The sequence below is a fragment of the Flavobacterium sp. KACC 22761 genome (genome assembly GCF_034058155.1).
Classification (GTDB): Bacteria; Bacteroidota; Bacteroidia; order Flavobacteriales; family Flavobacteriaceae; genus Flavobacterium.
Map to the genome: position 1 here is coordinate 3,763,547 of NZ_CP139148.1, position 18,095 is coordinate 3,781,641.

The following is an 18,095-nucleotide window of genomic DNA, read 5'->3' on the forward strand; positions in this document are numbered from 1 at the left end:
TTTTTAGTTTTCTGAAAAGTTGTTCGTTATTTTACAATTTTCGGAATCTGGGAATAATTTACTTTGGAAAAAATATATAAACCATGAAAACAAAAATTATCTTAAGTGCATTTATGATGCTTACTTTTTGGTGTAATGCCCAAACGACAGATTCAGCTTTAAAAGAGGTGAAAAAAATTATTGAAGCCAGCAACAAAACCTTCTCTGATTTTACAAACAAAAACGATGGCTCTATTGTTGCTCGATATACAGAGGATGCTTGTTTGTTTCCGCCAAATTCAGAACCAAAATGTGGAGCAAAGCAAATAGATTCTTTTTTTAGAGGCGGACCACAAGTACATGTTAAATTTACTATTCAGCATCTTTACGGCGACTCAAAAACAGCAGTAACCGAAGAAAGTTTTTATGAAGTGACCGATATGAATGGCAAAAAATTAGATGACGGAAAAGTAATCGTGATCTGGAAAAAAACAGAAGAGGGTTGGAAAATGCATCGTGATATGTTTAGCAGCAATCATCCGGTCAAATAGAATTTTAAAGCTAATAGTGGCCAGTTGTTGAAAATTGGTGCCATTTTTTTGAGATGCCTTAGCAATTTTATTGCTGAGGCATTTTTTGTTTTTTAAAATAGTATTATTTATGAAGATTTAGAACAGAATTTGTTCCTAAGCATTTCTCGCCTTTTTCTGCTTAATATTTCTATAGTTTTGAATGAATTGTCCATTCTGCCGAATCTTGGTTTCTATAATTTTATCTTCAATTCAGTTTTTGAGGAAGTCTTCTTTACAATATTAAAACTGTAGTTGTTTTTTAGTAATTAGACCAAAAGGGTCGATAAATAAATTTATATGAAAAATGGATTTCTCAAAATTCAGTGCAACATGCATTTGACAAAAACTATTGTTTCTTGGGTTGTATTATTTTTTTTGGTGCAAAATGCATATTGCCAAAGTACCCAAAAAACTCAAAGTTCGTTGGCTGTAATTGAAAGGTTGATTGGTAAACGTTCCAATGAGTTTGTTTTGGAAATTGCCAATAAAAAAGAACAAGATGAATCAGATTGGTTTGAAGTGGAAACAACGGCAACGAATGTAAAAATTACCGGTACTTCAAATACAGCAATTTGTTATGCAGCTTATAATTTTTTAAGAGATATTGGAGCTGTTTTGATAAGTTGGGAGGGAAATAGAATCAATTTGCCAAAAACATGGCCGAAATATTCAAAAAAGCAAGCAACTTCTTTTAAATACAGGGAATATATGAATGCCTGCACTTTTGGTTACACCACTCCTTGGTGGGACTGGAATCGCTGGGAGCAAGAAATTGATTGGATGGCTTTTCATGGGATCAATTTGCCAACTGCAATGGAAGGACAGGAAGCCGCTTGGCAATTATTGTGGAAAGAATATGGACTAACTGATCGTGAGTTGCAGGAGCATTTTGCTGGACCAGCTTTTTTGCCTTGGCAAAGAATGGGGAATATTAATAGTCTTGATGGCCCACTGCTACAAGAATGGATTACTAAAAAAGAAGACGTTCAAAAGAAAATACTGCAGCAAATGAGAGAATTAGGAATGCATCCCGTTGTTCCTGCTTTTAGCGGTTATGTACCTAAAGCATTTGCCGAGAAACATCCAAATTCGAAAATAACGGAATTAAAATCATGGTCTGGAGGAGGCTTTGAAAGTACTTATTTATTGGATTCAAAAGACCCATTATTTAAAGAGCTTGGCAAGCGTTTCATTGAAATTTATACAAAACTATACGGACAATCGGATTTTTATTTAGCAGATTCATTTAATGAGATTACGCCACCAGTTTCAAAAGAGCACAAATATGATGAATTGGCTGATTATGGAAAAGTCATTTTTGAAACCATTAATGAAGCTTCTCCACGTGCAACTTGGGTTATGCAAGGTTGGCTTTTTGGAGATAATAAAGAGTTTTGGACAAAAGAAGCAACTAAAGCTTTTTTAAGTAAAGTGCCTAATGATCGATTAATGATTCAGGATTATGCAAATGACAGATATAAGGTATGGGAAAATCAAGAAGCTTTTTATGGAAAACAATGGACTTATGGTTATGTGCATAATTATGGAGGATCTAATCCAGTTTACGGAGATTTGAATTTCTATAGAAATGAGTTGACGAGTTTATTGAAGAATCCAAATAAAGGAAACATTGTTGGCTACGGAGCAATGCCGGAAGGATTAAATAATAATTCATTAGTCTATGAATACATTTATGATCTTCCGTGGGAACAAGGAAAAGAAACAGTAAGTGATTGGTTGCAGAAATATTTGAAAGCTAGATATGGAAAGAATATTTCGGATCCAGTTGCTAAGGCTTGGCAACTTTTGATAGAATCGGTTTATAGTACGAAATATTGGGAAACGCGTTGGTGGAAGGAAAAAGCAGGAGCGTATTTGTTTTTTAAAGGACCAACTCAAGAAATAACAGAGTTTAAAGGAAATCCGGGAGATAAAGAAAAATTGAAACAAGCTTTGGATATTTTGAAAAGCGAAGCCAAAAACTATAGCAAGGAAAATCTTTTTAATTATGATGTAATAGAAGTTTCCAGACATTATTATTCGCTTATTTTGGATGACTTGTTGATGGAATGTGTGAAGGCGTATAAACAAAAAGACATAAAAAAAGGCGATGAGCTGTTTAAAAAAATCGAAAAACAAGCTTTAGAAATCGATGCTAGTATAGCAGGTGAACCTTTAAACAATTTAAACCATTGGTTAAAATCGGCTTGGAATTATGGAAGCTCTGAATCTGAATCAAAATTATATTTAAAAAATGCTAAAACCTTAATCACAATTTGGGGCGGAGAAGGACATTTGAATGATTATGCCTCTCGAGCTTGGAAAGGAATGTACAAAGAATATTACTGGCCGAGATGGAAAATGTTTTTGCAAGCGCAAAAAGAAGCAGCAATAAAAAATAAACCATTTGATGAATTGAAAGTGAGAGAATCAATAAAAAAATGGGAAATAAAATGGTGTGAAAGCAGTGAAATGTTTTAGCACAAAAAAAGAAAAAAACAATTTGAAATTAGGATATTGAAATTTGTCAGAATTAAGAAATATTTCAGAATTAGCCGTCTTTAATAAAATTGTAATTTTAAAAAGAAATCAATTTTTTGAAGAATATAATATAACAGAATGAACGCGTAAAGCCTTGATATTGTTGGGTTAGTCAAAAAATCCATGTTTATGAATAATCTGTCCATTTACAAAACAAATCAATAATGGTAATTTCGCATAACAATTATTTAACCAACTAACTTTAACTTTATATGGAAAAACTAAAACTATTATTATTAGTCTTTTTTGCCAGCTTCTCCTTTAATTGCTGGGCGCAAAAAGCAGAAGTGTCCGGTGTAGTTTTGGACGACAAAGGCATGCCGTTACCAGCAGCCAATGTAATTGAAAGTGGGACTAAAAATAGTGCCATGACAGATTTTGATGGAAGATTCAAGCTTACTGTTTCAAATAAAAACACAACGCTATTAGTTTCTTTTGTTGGGTTTGTAGATCAAAGTGTCAAACTTAACGGATCACAAAATATCACAATTAGATTAGCTTCAACTACTACAAACTTAGAGCAAGTTGTTGTTGTTGGATACGGAAAAGGATCACGAAAAAATTTAACAACTGCAGTTTCATCTGTAAAAGCTGATGATTTAAACAATGGTGTAATTGCCGATGTTGGTCAGTTATTGCAAGGTAAAGTTTCTGGTTTGAATGTTTCAAGCAGTGGCGATCCAACAAAAACTGCTTCAGTAGTTTTGCGTGGAGCTTCGACTTTGAACAGTTCCCAAGGACCTTTTTATGTAGTTGATGGAGTTCCTGGTGTTGATATTTCGATTATTGCTCCCGATGATATCGTTACAATCGATGTATTGAAAGATGCGGCTGCAACTGCTATTTACGGTAACCGCGCCGCAAATGGAGTTATCATGGTAACAACAAAAAGAGGAAGCAAAGACAGGTCTCAAATTAGCTACAGTAACTATTTTGGTTTTGAAAAAGTATCAAATCAATTGGATATGATGAATGCTACTCAGTTGAGAGATTTCTTAACCAAAAATAAATTAAGTTTTACTCCTGAAAATGATAAAGGAGCAGATACTGACTGGCAAAAGGCAATTCTTAGACCAGGTTATACTCCGTCAACAACTCAAAATCTTTCGATGAGCGGAGGTGGCGAGCATGGTAACTACTTCGCGAGCGTAAGTTATATCAATAAAGAAGGAGTATTGCAAGGAAATGAATTTTCACGTTTAATTGCGCACTTAGCAATTGAACAAAATGCATTTGACGATCATGTTAAATTTGGTTTGAATGTTACTAATTCAAACAGCAAATATAATAATGTGCCACAGCGTAACGTGGTATTGCAGCAATCGATAAATCACCTGCCGGTTTCGCCTATAACGAATCCAAACGGAACTTATTTTGAAAATTTCATCCAGACTGGTTATTTCAACCCGGTTGCAATGATGAATCACGCAGATGATGATACAAAAACAAATAACCTTGTTGCGAGTTTAACTTCTGAAGTAAAACTTCCTTGGGGATTTACATATAACTTGAATTTGTCTTACCAGCAATTAAACTCACTTCACGGTGAATATTATGACAGTTATTATCAACAGTATAATAGTTCAAATTTCTACAATAACCCAGATCCACCACAAACAAAAACTTTAGTGAATTTTGGTGTAAACGGATCAGCTTTGAGAAATTCATACCAAACCAGCAATACCATTATTGAAAGTTTCTTGAATTGGGATAAAACTTTTGGCAATCACAAGCTTAAAGCAGTGTTAGGCTATTCATGGCAAGAAGATGTTTTAGGAGATGGATTCCAGGCATCAAATACTAATTTCCCGGTTGACAATGTGAGTTACAACAATCTTGCTTTAGGAAATTATAGCTCGGTTTCAGGCTACAGAGTTGACTTCGGAGATAGCAAAGCTTATCAGAAAAAACGCTTGATTTCTTATTTTGGACGTTTGAATTACAACTACAAAGACAAATACCTTTTGCAAGGATCAATCAGAAGAGACGGTGGATCAGTATTTGGAACAAACAACCAATGGGGATATTTCCCATCAGTAGGTGGAGCTTGGAGAATTGACAAAGAAAGCTTTATGGCTAACCAAGAAATTTTCACAGATTTAAAACTTCGTGCAAGCTGGGGGCAAACAGGAAACTCTTCTGGATTTAATGCCTATACAGCACAATTTATCTCAGGAAGTCTAGGTACGTTTTATTATAATGGACAGCAAGTTGGTGCCTACGGACCAAATCAGGCTGCTAATCCAGATTTGAATTGGGAAAAAACTGCTACAACAAATATTGGACTTGATTTTACAGTATTGAAAGGAAAATTATCGGGTTCTGTAGAGGTTTACGACAAAAAAACAACAGATATGATTTACAATTATTCTGTAAATCCAGTGCTTGTACCAGTGGGAACAATCGTTGCAAATGGAGGAAATATGTCAAACAAAGGTGTCGAGGTGACTTTGAATGCAAATGTGGCTAAAACTAAAAACTTCAGTTATGCAACAAGTTTGAATTTTTCACACAATAAAAATGAGATCACTAAATTAACAAATCCTTATTTTATTGGAGGTGACTCAATTAGAAGAGTACAGCCAGATGGAGGAGGACAAACAGGAAGTACTTTGCAGATTTTGAAAGAAGGAAAACCTCTAGGGCAATTTTTTACGCTTCAATACGCAGGAAAAAATGCGGCAGGTATCTCTCAATATGTTGCTAAAGATGGTAGCTTGACAACTAATCCTCAAATTGGTGTAGATTACCATTATGCGGGAAGTGCACAGCCTAAATTTATGATGGGATGGAATAATAATTTTACATACAAAAAATTTGATTTGAACATTTTCTTCCGTGGTGTATTTGGTAATAAAATTTTCAATGCAACTCGTGCAGATTTATTTAGGCCGAGTACAGCAATGTCTAATAACATACTTGTAGATGCTGCAGATGAATCGCCAAATGATATTAATGCCTATAAGTATTCAACTCGTTTTATAGAAGATGGAAGCTACATCAGATTGGATAATATGACTCTAGGTTATGATTTTGGCAAAGTTGGAAGATACATCAAAAAAATCCGCATTTATGAAACCGTAAATAACCTATTTGTGATCACAAAATACAGCGGAATTGATCCTGAAGTGGAACAAGGAGGAACAGCTCCTGGTGTAGATTCAAATAACTTTTACCCAAAAACCACAACATTTTTGTTTGGTATGAACGTGATATTTTAAAAATTAAATTGTAAAGACAATGAAAAATATACTTAAATATTTAGCACTTCCCCTTCTTGTGGTTGGCGGTTTAGTAAGTTCTTGCGACGATCTCGAGGTGCCAATTACGACACAATTAACGCCAGATGTGTTTCCTCAGAATTCGACGCAATATATTCAGGCATCTGGTGCGGTATATGCTGCTTTCCGTGGCGATTTTGCATTTTCTTGGTGGTGGTCACAATCGCTAACTACAGATGAAGCCATTATGCCTGCACGTGGAGGAAACTGGTTTGATAATAGAGGTTACGCTTGTCAGCATTATCATGATTGGACTGCAGACAATGGAGTTGGTCCTTGGGACTGGGCAGAAAAAGTTATTGGAACAAGCAATCAGACCATTGCTATTCTAGAAAAAACCATGCCTAAAGGTGCAGAAAAATCAACAATGATTTCTGAATTAAAAACAATGCGTGCTATCAGCTATTTTATGATGATGGATTCTTATGGTGGTGTGCCATTAGATACCGTATTTGGAGAATTTAGCTCTAAAGAAAGATCTAGTAGAGTTGAAGTTTTTAACTTTATTGAAAAAGAATTAAAAAATGCTATTCCTAATTTAAATCCTGCATCTGGAATAACAACATATGGTCGACCAAACAAACAAACAGCAAATGCAATGCTTGCTAAATTGTATTTGAATGCAGAGGTTTATACAGGAACGCAACGTTACAACGATTGTATTGCGGCGGCTGATGCGGTAATTAATTCTGGTTTGTATACTATTGAACCTAGAGCAACTTATCTTCAGATGTTTTATCCAAATAATGGACCGCAAATGAAAGAGTTTATTTTTGCTGTACCTTTTGATCCCGCAGCTACATCAGTAGGTTATAATGGACAAATGTATCATGCACGTTATGATGTACCACGTTCTGAAAGAGCTAAATTTGGTCTTCCATTTACACCTAGCGCACCTAGAAGTACTCTGCCTTCATTTTATGCTTATTTTAATGATGCTAATGACATTCGTAACAAACAATGGTTAACTGGTTTGCAATACATGAATGACGGTGTTACTCCAGTAATGGTTACTACTACAAAGAAAGGGTATGACCAATTCTATACAGGATCAGATGGTGGTGCAACATATACCTATCAGGTGAATTTAACTCCTGATATCGTACTGCGTCAGAATCCGGCATTATTTGATTGCGGGAATGATGAAATTGCATGGAATATGGGGTACAGAAATATAAAATTTTATCCTGACAATACTTCGACAAGCCGTAATCAAAATAACGATGTTCCATTTTTACGTTATTCAGATGTGATCTTGATGAAAGCGGAGGCTATTCTTCGTGGAGGAAATGCTACTCTAGGTCATACACCTATTTCGCTAGTAAACATGGTTCGTTCTAATCGTTCAACATCTGCAGCATGGACTTCTGTAACATTAGAGGATTTGTATAAAGAGAGAAGCCGAGAATTTGCTTGGGAAGCATGGCATAGAAATGACATGATTCGTTTTGGCAAATATGAAGGACAATGGGGCTTTAAAACAAACTCGGATCCTACACGTCGTATATTTCCAATTCCTACTTACGCTAAGGTTTTAAATCCTAAGCTAGATCAGAATCCTGGCTATTAAGACAAAGAATAATTTAAAACACAAATTGCACTAATTATAAAAAGGAGAGGAAGAGCAAAAATTCTTCTCCTTTTTTTATTAAAAGCAGCAAATCCAAAGTTCAAAACTTTTTTAGGACAAAATAATGGAATTAAATAAAATATATAAAATAGGACGCATAGGAGTAAGTTTTTGTCTTCTGTTTTTAGCGTCATGCCAAAGTGAGAAAACAGTTTATCTCCAAAAAAATCAATTGGTAGATAAAGTGTATCCTTTGCTTGATACCGAAAATTCAAGATGGTTTTACTTTTCATCTGCTAGCCGTCCTTTCGGTATGGTGAATTTAAGTCCTGATACAGAAATTAAAGGAGATTGGGGATGTGGGTATAAATTCAATACAGATACCATAAAGGGATTTAGTCATGTTCACGAATGGCAACTTTCTGGGATTTCAGTAATGCCTGTGGTGATTGCTAAAGATAATACAAAAAAGATTTTCACAGATTTCTACTCGAAATTCAGTCATAAAACAGAAAAAATTACGCCTGGATATCATTCGGTAGTTTTAGACCGTTATCAAATAACTGCCGAATTAACAAGCACAAAAAGAGTAGGCTTTCATCGGTATACTTTTCCAGTGAATGCTCAAAAAGCAATTCTTTTTAATCTAAATACAGTTTTAGGTCCTTGTGAAAATACGGACGGAATATTGGAAAAAAACAATGACAATGAGCTTTCGGGATCATTGATTCTAAGTACAAATTTTAGAAGACCAAAACCGTTAAAAGTCTTCTTTAAAATAAAAATCAACGCGCCAATTGCTTCTGTCACAAAAGACACAGGAACGGGTAACTACCTAATTAATTTAGGGAATGTTGACAAAAAGGTATTAATGAAAGTAGGAGTTTCCTATACTTCAGTACAAAATGCGTCAATTAATATTGATGAAGAATTGCCTCATTGGGATTTTGACAAAGTTGTTGAATCATCAAGAGAAGAATGGAATAATTTGCTGAGCAGAATTAAAATAGAGGGAGGTTCAGAAACGGACCAAAGAAGATTTTACACCGATCTTTGGCATGCGCTGCAAGGCAGAAAAATGATTAATGATGCAAATGGTGCTTATCCTGACAATACGGGAGAAAAATTTAGAATTGGACAATTACCGTTAAATCAAAACGGAAAGCCAAAATACAATCAATTTAATTCTGATTCGTTTTGGGGTGCACAATGGACAATTAACACACTTTGGGGACTTGCATATCCTGAAATTATGGAAGATTTTGTACACTCTTTAATGCAATATTATAAAGATGGAGGAATGATTCCGCGTGGTCCTTCGGGCGGTAATGACACCTATGTGATGACGGGAGCTTCCACAACACCTTTTATTGTTACGGCTATTCAAAAAGGTATTGTAAAGGAAGATTTGGAATCCATTTATATTGGTTTGAAGAAAAACCACATGTTAAATGGTATTATGGGAAAAGCAGGTTACGAGCATAAAACCAATATTGGTGGCGGACTGAAATATTATTTAGAAAAAGGTTTTGTGCCTTATCCGTTGCCAGAAGGTAATTTTGGAAGCCATCAGGATGGTGCAAGCTTAACATTAGAATACGCTTATGAGGATTGGACTTTGGCACAATTAGCAAAGAAGCTAAGCCATTATGAAGATTATAAATATTTCTTGGCGAGATCTCAAAATTATCAAAATGTATTTGATAAATCAGTTGGATGGATGCGCCCTAAAGATGTTGATGGAAAATGGCTTCCTAATTTTGACCCGTATAAATATGAAACAGGTTTTATAGAAGCCAATGGTGCTCAGGCAACATGGTTTGTCCCACATGATATTGACGGTTTGGTTAAGTTGATGGGAGGGCAAGAAAAGGCCGTAGAAAAATTAAATGCTCAATTTCAAACAGCAAAAAAATTAAAATTTACATCAGGGACTTCACACGATGCAGAATTGCATCCTGAGTTTAGCCGAATTCCGATAAATTTTGGAAATCAACCTTCGATTCAGACGCCCTTTATTTTTAATTTAATTGGGAGACCGGATTTAACACAATATTGGACACGCGAAGTGATAAAAGAAACCTTCAGCGGATTATCGCCAAAAACAGGATACAACGGCGATGAAGATCAAGGGTTAATGGGGAGCTTAAACGTTTTGTTGAAAATTGGTTTGTTTCAGATGAATGGGGGAACTGATGAAAATCCACAATATCAAATAGGAAGTCCTATCTTTAATAAAATTTCGATTCAATTAAATCCAGATTATTACAAAGGCAAAGAGTTCGTGATTAAAGCTTTGAATAATAACCCTGAAAATATTTACATCAATACAATACAATTCAATAATAAAACGGTTGAGAATTTTGCAATTTCCCACAGTGATATTACAGGCGGAGGCGAATTGATTTTAGAAATGGGAGATAAATCTTCTAAAAAATAGTGACAGCAATATAGCTTAGCCTTAATACATTAATTTTATTTAAAATATTAAACATGAATAGAAGAAATGCCTTAAAATTAGGAATGTCAGCAGTTGCAGGCCTTTATTTATCGCCTTTACTTGGACAGTCTGATTTATTTGCTGCACCTGTGTTTAAAAGTGGTTTTGAGCCCAATTGGGATTCTTTGAGTAAATATCAAGTTCCAGATTGGTTTCGTGATGCTAAATTTGGGATATGGGCACATTGGGGACCACAATGCGAGCCTGAAGCGGGAGATTGGTACGGAAGAGGAATGTATGAAGAAGGCTCAAGACAGTATAAAATTCATGTTGAAAAATACGGACATCCCTCAAAATTTGGTTTTAAGGATGTAATCAATGTTTGGAAAGCTGATAAATGGAATCCAGATGAGTTGGTGAGCTTATATAAAAAAGCAGGTGCCCGATATTTTTTGGCAATGGCAAATCATCATGATAATTTAGATTTATACGACAGCAAATTTCAACCCAATTGGAATTCTACTAAAATGGGGCCCAATAAAGATATCATTGCAGGATGGGAAAGTGCAGCTCGAAAACATGGTTTGCCTTTTGCTGTAAGTGTTCACGCGGCGCATGCTTGGAACTGGTTTGATACCTCTCAAGGAGCTGATAAAAGCGGGCCTTTAGCTGGAATTCCTTACGATGGAAATTTGACTAAAGCAGACGGAACAGGAAAATGGTGGGAAGGATTAAATCCGCAAGAACTTTACGCTCAAAATCATCCATTAAGCGAAGCGACCTCAGGTAATAAATCAATCAACAGTCAGTGGGATTGGGGTGATGGAGCTTCAATTCCAACATCAGATTATATCGAAAAATTCCATGATAGAACCATCGATTTAATCGATAAATACAATCCAGATTTAGTTTATTTTGATGATACAGCATTGCCATTTTGGCCAATTAGTGATGCGGGATTACGTATAGCAGCACACTTGTACAATAAGAGCCTTAAGAAAAACAAAACAGTACAAACTGTTGTTACGGGTAAAATACTAAACGAGCAACAGCGGAAATCAATGGTTTGGGATATTGAGAAAGGGCAAAGCAATGCAATTGAACCTTTGCCATGGCAGACTGATACCTGTATAGGACACTGGCATTATGACAGAGAAGTGTATAATAATAAAAGATATAAGTCAGCAAAAACGGTTATTCACACACTTATTGATGTAGTGAGCAAAAATGGGAATTTGATGTTGAACATTCCAGTTCGAGGTGATGGAAGTATAGATGAATTAGAACGTGCCATTGTAGAAGAAATTGGTTTGTGGATGAAAGTGAATGGAGAAAGTATTTATGGTACACGCCCATGGAAAATTTTTGGCGAAGGCCCCCAACAAGAAAGTGCTAGTGCTTTAAGTGCACAAGGATTCAATGAAGGGAAAGGCAAGCCGTATACATCCGAAGATATACGTTTTGCTAAAAAAGGGAAACAACTTTTTGCAACAGTAATGACTTGGCCCGAATCTAATTCGGTTTTAATTAAAAGTTTAGGAAAACAGGCTGGTTATTATACAAAAAGCATAAAACAAGTCAAGTTGATAAGTACAGGACAAAATCTTCAATTTATACAAAAAGATAATGGGTTAGAAGTTCTTTTTCCCAATCAAAAGCCGGAACTTGTTTATGGTAATGTTTTGGAAATTAACTCATAATGGTTTTAGCGTGATGCAGAGCAATACATTCCAAATGTTTACATTGATGATTTAACATATTCAATATTTAATTTAAAAATTTCAGTCCTAAGAGTAAAAAGAAAAATATGAAAATTATGCAATACACTAAAGTGATTCTTTTTTTAGGAATATCATCTTTTTTGACTATTAATGCACAAAGCCAGGTTCACAAGCATGTAGATCCCATGATTGGCTCTGAGGGCGTTGGTCGTGTTTTTATTGGACCTTCATGTCCGTATGGAATGGTTAAACCAAGTCCTGATTGTACAGTAAATCCAAACAGCGGATGGTTGCCTTTGCCAAAAGAAGTTACAGGTTTTAGTCAAGTGCACGTAAGTGGAACCGGTGGCGGACCAAAATATGGAAACATCCTTATAATGCCTTTTTCTGGAGCATTAAACAAATTGGATCAAACTTCTTATAGAGCAGAGGAAAATGTGAAATTGGGTTATTATGAAACGATTTTCAAAGAGAATAATATCAAAACAGAGATAACAACAGCCGAAAAAGCTTCTTTTTACAAGATTACTTATCCTAAAAATGCGACTAAAGATTTAAAAATAGACCCAGGGTTTTTCTTAGGAGAATCTCCTGAGCCAGACGGGCGAGAAGCACAGCAATTTGTAGGTTCTCAAATTGAAATCGTTTCAGATCATGAAGTTAGAGGTTACAGCAGAATTCGTGGAGGCTGGAATAACGGCCGTGCCTATACTGTTTATTTTTGGGCAATTTTTGATCAGCCAATTGCAAAATATGTGACATGGAAAGATGGGAAATTTTACGCTGATCAATCATCTCAATTTGATTCAGGAAAGAAAACCGCTGCATTGCTTTCTTTTGGGAAAGATGGAAAACAAGAATTAAATATTAAAATTGGAATTTCTTTTTTAAGTGAGCTGAAAGCTAAAAATAATATAGAGGTCGAAATTCCGCATTGGGATTTTAATTCGGTTTTATCCAATTTAGAAAATAAATGGGAAGCTTTATTAAGCCGAATAAAACTTTCGCCCGACACGCCTGAAGATTATAAAAAGATGTTTTACACAGGTTTGTATCATACCATGCTGGCTCCAGTTAACAGAACGGGCGAAAATCCTTTATGGACAAATGATGAACCTTATTATGATGATTTTTACTGTATTTGGGACACTTTTAGAAGTTCGAGCCCTATGATTACCTTAATTGATTCCAAACGTCAAGTCGAAATCGTAAATGCAATGCTTAACATTTATAAACGCGATGGATATATGCCAGAAGGCAGAAGCGGGAATGATAACGGCCGTACGCAAGGCGGGTCAAATGCAGAGGTTGTAGTAGCCGATGCTTTTGTCAAAAAACTAAAAGGAATCGATTATGAACTGGCATTAAAAGCCATGCTGAAAGATGCGACAGTGCCTCCAGGCGGAAATGAAGAAAAAGAAGGAAGAGGAGGCTTAATGGAATATCTGCGTCTGGGTTATGTGCCGTATAATGTACCTCGCGCAGGAAATATGACAATTGATTTTTCATACAATGATTATAATATTGCAACCGTAGCAAAAGGATTGGGGTACACGGATTTGTATAATCAATATATAAAGCAAGCAGACAGCTGGCAAAATTTATGGCGCTCAGATTATGAGAATAATGGCTCTAAAGGCTTTATTATGCCAAAAGATGCATCAGGAAATTGGCTGGACGATATTGTTTTTGGGGAATCAAAAATTCAGAAGCCAAGATTCAAATATACTCCAGTTATTATTGAGTCTCCTTGGTATGTTTGCCATTGGTGCGTGTTTTTTTATGAAGCAACTTCTTGGGAATATTCGTTTAGCATTCCTCATGATGTTCCTGAACTTGTTCGCAAATCGGGCGGAGAATTGGCATTTCAGAAAAGATTGGATACTTTTTTTGATTCAAAATTGTACAATGTTGCCAATGAACCTTCGTTTTTGACTCCTTGCTTGTATCATTGGATTGGAAAACCTTATTTGAGCAGCGACAGAATTCATGAAATCATCACAAACAATTTCAATACGTCGCATGAAGGTTTGCCAGGAAATGATGATTCTGGCGCAATGTCTTCTTGGTTGGCTTTTCACATGATGGGATTATATCCAAATGCTGGACAGCCTTACTATTTGTTGAATGCACCGTTTATTAAGGAAACTGCGATACAACTAGAAAACGGCAATCAATTCAAGATTACGGCTAGGAATATGAGCAAGAAAAACAAATACATAAAAACGGCATTCTTAAACGGAAAACCATACAATCAGGCTTGGATTACCCATGATGATATTATGAAAGGTGGCGAATTGATTTACGAAATGGATTCTAAACCTTCGGCTTGGGGAACGACTATTTTGCCACCAAAAAAATAAAAATATCCAGTACATGAAAAATATAATTTTAGCAATTCTTTTTTGCACCACCTATCAGTTTGGATTTTCACAAAATTACGTCCCGTCAATTAAAAACAATACCGAGTTAAGCTATGTTTGTAAGTTGCACGGACAAACAAGAACCTTGACGCTTTTAACAAAAACAACTAAAGACACTCTCGTTTTTGGTTTGGAAACAAAAGGCGTAAAAACCAATATTGTAACGAGTCAAAAAGCATTAAAGAAAGGCGATGCATTAAGTTTTAATCAAGGTGAATATTCGAATGTTTTAATCTTAAAGCCACATGAGACTTTCTTTATGATTTCTCAATCGGCTTATCAGGATTTGGTAAAAAATAAAAAGTTTGTTTATAACAACACGACTTATATTTTGGATGAAAAAAATGATAAAAGCAATGTTGATTTGGAAGGAAAATCAATTGATGCTTTTCATGTTGTTGCTCAGATAGATGAAACCGAAATGTGGATCATAAAAAATCCAGATTTCCCTTTAATCTGCAAAATGACCAAGAATCCATTAGGAATTAATTTCACACTAGTAAAAGTTACAGACAAATAATCTTTTGTCATTAACAAGAACCAATTGACCACTGGTTTTTTACAAAAAAACAATCAAACTATTATCTCAACCAACAAACAAGTTTATGAAGAATCAAATGAACCGTGGAGAATTTCTTCGACTTGGAAGTCTTTCATTAGCAGGCGTTTTAGTAAGTGATCTCGCCTTTGCAAATGACTTTTTTTCTAATAATAATTCAGAAAAAGAAGATATTCAATTAATGAAAAAACTCATTTTAGGCAATGATGCCAGAGTTAAAAGTATATTGAATAAAAAATTTAATGAATCTGGAATAAGAATTAGTAATTTCCGACCAATTGCAAGCGCCATAACAATATGTACGGCCTCATTATTAAATTCAAAATCAGATTTCTATAAGTCAAAACCTGTAGCCGAAAAAATCAATGAAGCTATAGATATTTTACTCAAAGAACAATATAGCGATGGCACACTAGATGCCGGTGGAAACAGGCAATCGCCTCCAGATACTGCTTTTATTCTGGAATATATTTGTCCAGCCGCTGTTTTGCTAAATAAAGACAAGCAAAGAGACTTCGCAGTATTGCAAGAGAAATTGAAAAAGTTCATTTTGAATGCTGGCGAAGCAATGGTTACCGGAGGCATTCATACCCCAAACCATCGCTGGGTTGTTTGCGGAGCTTTGGCCAGCATCAATTCGTTGTATCCAGATGCAAGATATCTGAAAAGAATAGATCAATGGCTTGCAGAAGGTATTTATATGAATGCAGACGGACAGTTTTCAGAGCGAAGTGGCATATATTCAGCAGTTATAGACAAAGCATTGATCAACATGTCCAAATTGCTCCATAAACCTGAATTGTTAGATATCGTAAATAAAAATTTGACAACCTATTTTTATTACACAGAGCCAAACGGAGATTTGGTTACAGTCGATTCTAAAAGACAAGATCAGTTTATGAATATTAAGGTAAATAAATTTTATTTGTCCTACCGATATATGGCTATTCGCACCAAAAATCCAATATTTGCTTACATGGTAAAAGTGATCGAAAGCCTTCCAGAATTCAACAGTGAAATTTTGTGTGATTCTTTGGCTTTTTTTATGGAAACTACTGAACTTCAAAAGGAAATTCCGACTGATGCCAAAATAGCAAACGATTTTGAAAAGTTTTTTGCAGTTTCAAATTTAGCGCGAATCAGGCGTGGCAAAACTTCTGTAACATTATTTGGTGGCAACGATAAACCTTTGCAGATTGTTTCGGGTAGATCTTCAAATCCTAATTTTTTGATGTTTAGAAAAGGAGATGCAATTTTAAAATACATGCGTTTGTCGACTTCGTTTTTTAGACTCGGATATTTTAGCAGTGATGGAATTGTAAAGGAAGGAAACAAATATATTCTCAAAGAAACCAAGGAAGGAGATTATTATCAACCACTTGAAGCGCCATATCTCAAACCTGATGGTGACTATAAATTATCGCCTTCGCTCGACGGTCGTTTTTGGAACAAAATGGATTTTGATTCCCGAATAAAAAGCAACGTAAAAACACAAACAACCGTAATAGAAATTACAGAAGAAAATGGAAGTTTGAATCTAGAATTTAAAGTTGACGGCCCTCCAAATGTCGAAGTTACGATCGAAATGTGCTTTAATGAAGGAAGTGTTGTTTCAGGAGCCGATAGGGATGAAAACAAAAATTATTTTCTTAAATCGGGATTCGCAACAATTGCTGGAGGAACTGATACCATAAAAGTTGGCCAAGGAAAATGTGAGCATCATAGCGTTGAGAATTTAGATAGCGAAGAATACACCTATCATCAAGGTACTTTGCGAACTGCTGGCGAACATGTTTATATTACCGGATTTACACCATTCAAGCACACTATGACAATTTCCTGATGTTTAAAATAGAATCAAATTTCATAAACATATTTTAGAAATCTTGTTGAATTTTAAGCATTTGAAACAAGATTGAACTTGTATAAATACTGATTTTATACGCCTAAAAATAAATTTCACATAATTTTCAAATAATATTAGAGAATTATTCGTGTAATTTGAACAGTTATTTTAAATTTATGAAAATTAAATATCTAATAAAATACAATTATGAAATTATCATTTTTAGCAGCTTTGTCGTTTTGCTTTACTTGTTTTGCACAAAATAAAACAGATGCAAGTTTGTATATGAAAGCAGACAAAATATCTTATCTGACTGATATTGGTTCAGAGTCGGGAGATTTGTACAGTACAATTGGACATCACGGACCTGCAGTAGAAAATGAATGGATGGCTTTGAGGATCTATTTTAGTGATAAAGTTGCGATTGATGTATATTCAAAAGCAAAACCAGGTTTAGAATTAAAAGCGGCACATTGGTATCCAACTCCTGAGCAGCAAAAAGATGGATGGGGCGCAGATTATTATAAAGTTGCTAATACAGTAGGATTGGGAGGAGTGAAGCTTTGGGATGGAGAAAAATTGGTTTCTCTGAATCCGGTGTCAAATCGCTTGGCTCATGTTGGCAAAACTGAGACCACTTCTTACATGGAAATGATTTCAAGAGGAGTTCCGTACAAAGGAAAAAAAGTCGATATTTTAGTTCGAGTGACTGTATTTTCAGGAAAAAGAGAAGCTAAAGTTGAAGCTGTTAGTTTGACAGGAGAAAAGGTGCAATTTGCTACTGGAGTAAATTATTTCAAAGATTTTGAGACAAAAAAGGGAGCAAATTATATTGCGGTTTGGGGAAAACACCCAGAAGATGTAGCGGCTGAAATTGTTCCAATTGGGGCCGGAATTATGTATAATCCAAAAGATTACGAAAAAACTACAGACGATGGTAATCAGTATTTGCTGATCTCGAAACCAACAAAAAATTTAGAGACAAAAATTATTTCATCAAGTGCCAGAGAACAAGAGTTGAACACTTTGGACAAATTGGAAGCTTACATGAAAAAATTACAATAGCTTTTCACCCATTGGGTGCAGCTATTTTAAATTATCTTAAAAAATGCGCCCAATGGGTAAATGATTTTAAGTCTTAAAATGTATCATTAAGAGTCTTA

General features: G+C 35.1%; 10 protein-coding genes. All 10 read left to right on the plus strand.

Going from position 1 to position 18,095, the window contains the following annotated elements:
• Positions 1-83: 83 nt before the first annotated feature.
• The 10 genes from SCB73_RS16370 (at position 84) to SCB73_RS16415 (ending at position 17,997) form a co-directional block, all read left to right on the plus strand.
• Positions 84-530, plus strand: a complete 447-nt coding sequence (locus tag SCB73_RS16370; RefSeq protein ID WP_320567274.1) for a YybH family protein — start codon at positions 84-86, stop codon at positions 528-530.
• Positions 531-848: 318 nt separating this feature from the next.
• Entirely contained in the window at positions 849-3,032 is a 2,184-nt protein-coding gene (locus tag SCB73_RS16375) for an alpha-N-acetylglucosaminidase (RefSeq protein ID WP_320567275.1), read from the plus strand.
• Positions 3,033-3,304: 272 nt separating this feature from the next.
• A complete protein-coding gene (locus tag SCB73_RS16380) occupies positions 3,305-6,313 on the plus strand; it encodes a SusC/RagA family TonB-linked outer membrane protein (protein ID WP_320567276.1) in 3,009 nt (1,002 codons plus the stop codon).
• Positions 6,314-6,332: 19 nt separating this feature from the next.
• The gene (locus SCB73_RS16385) at positions 6,333-7,943 is read left to right on the plus strand and encodes a RagB/SusD family nutrient uptake outer membrane protein (protein WP_320567277.1); all 1,611 of its coding nucleotides are present in this window, start codon (positions 6,333-6,335) and stop codon (positions 7,941-7,943) included.
• A 124-nt stretch (positions 7,944-8,067) separates the two neighbouring features.
• A complete protein-coding gene (locus tag SCB73_RS16390; protein ID WP_320567278.1) occupies positions 8,068-10,383 on the plus strand; it encodes a GH92 family glycosyl hydrolase in 2,316 nt (771 codons plus the stop codon).
• A 53-nt stretch (positions 10,384-10,436) separates the two neighbouring features.
• A complete protein-coding gene (locus tag SCB73_RS16395; protein WP_320567279.1) occupies positions 10,437-12,083 on the plus strand; it encodes an alpha-L-fucosidase in 1,647 nt (548 codons plus the stop codon).
• Between the two features lie 107 nt (positions 12,084-12,190).
• Positions 12,191-14,467, plus strand: coding sequence for a GH92 family glycosyl hydrolase (locus tag SCB73_RS16400; protein WP_320567280.1), 2,277 nt, complete (start codon positions 12,191-12,193; stop codon positions 14,465-14,467).
• Positions 14,468-14,480: 13 nt separating this feature from the next.
• The gene (locus tag SCB73_RS16405) at positions 14,481-15,047 is read left to right on the plus strand and encodes a hypothetical protein (RefSeq protein ID WP_320567281.1); all 567 of its coding nucleotides are present in this window, start codon (positions 14,481-14,483) and stop codon (positions 15,045-15,047) included.
• 85 nt (positions 15,048-15,132) lie between these two features.
• Positions 15,133-16,929, plus strand: coding sequence for a hypothetical protein (locus tag SCB73_RS16410; RefSeq protein ID WP_320567282.1), 1,797 nt, complete (start codon positions 15,133-15,135; stop codon positions 16,927-16,929).
• Positions 16,930-17,139: 210 nt separating this feature from the next.
• A complete protein-coding gene (locus tag SCB73_RS16415) occupies positions 17,140-17,997 on the plus strand; it encodes a DUF4861 family protein (protein ID WP_320567283.1) in 858 nt (285 codons plus the stop codon).
• The last annotated feature ends 98 nt before the right edge of the window (positions 17,998-18,095 follow it).

Bases quoted from the DNA above. Each gene is read 5' to 3' on its own strand.
- SCB73_RS16410 (WP_320567282.1), top strand. From the start codon at position 15,133: ATGAAGAATCAAATGAACCGTGGAGAATTTCTTCGACTTGGAAGTCTT.
- SCB73_RS16400 (WP_320567280.1), top strand. From the start codon at position 12,191: ATGAAAATTATGCAATACACTAAAGTGATTCTTTTTTTAGGAATATCA.
- SCB73_RS16415 (WP_320567283.1), top strand. From the start codon at position 17,140: ATGAAATTATCATTTTTAGCAGCTTTGTCGTTTTGCTTTACTTGTTTT.
- SCB73_RS16385 (WP_320567277.1), top strand. From the start codon at position 6,333: ATGAAAAATATACTTAAATATTTAGCACTTCCCCTTCTTGTGGTTGGC.
- SCB73_RS16395 (WP_320567279.1), top strand. From the start codon at position 10,437: ATGAATAGAAGAAATGCCTTAAAATTAGGAATGTCAGCAGTTGCAGGC.
- SCB73_RS16390 (WP_320567278.1), top strand. From the start codon at position 8,068: ATGGAATTAAATAAAATATATAAAATAGGACGCATAGGAGTAAGTTTT.
- SCB73_RS16380 (WP_320567276.1), top strand. From the start codon at position 3,305: ATGGAAAAACTAAAACTATTATTATTAGTCTTTTTTGCCAGCTTCTCC.
- SCB73_RS16405 (WP_320567281.1), top strand. From the start codon at position 14,481: ATGAAAAATATAATTTTAGCAATTCTTTTTTGCACCACCTATCAGTTT.
- SCB73_RS16375 (WP_320567275.1), top strand. From the start codon at position 849: ATGAAAAATGGATTTCTCAAAATTCAGTGCAACATGCATTTGACAAAA.
- SCB73_RS16370 (WP_320567274.1), top strand. From the start codon at position 84: ATGAAAACAAAAATTATCTTAAGTGCATTTATGATGCTTACTTTTTGG.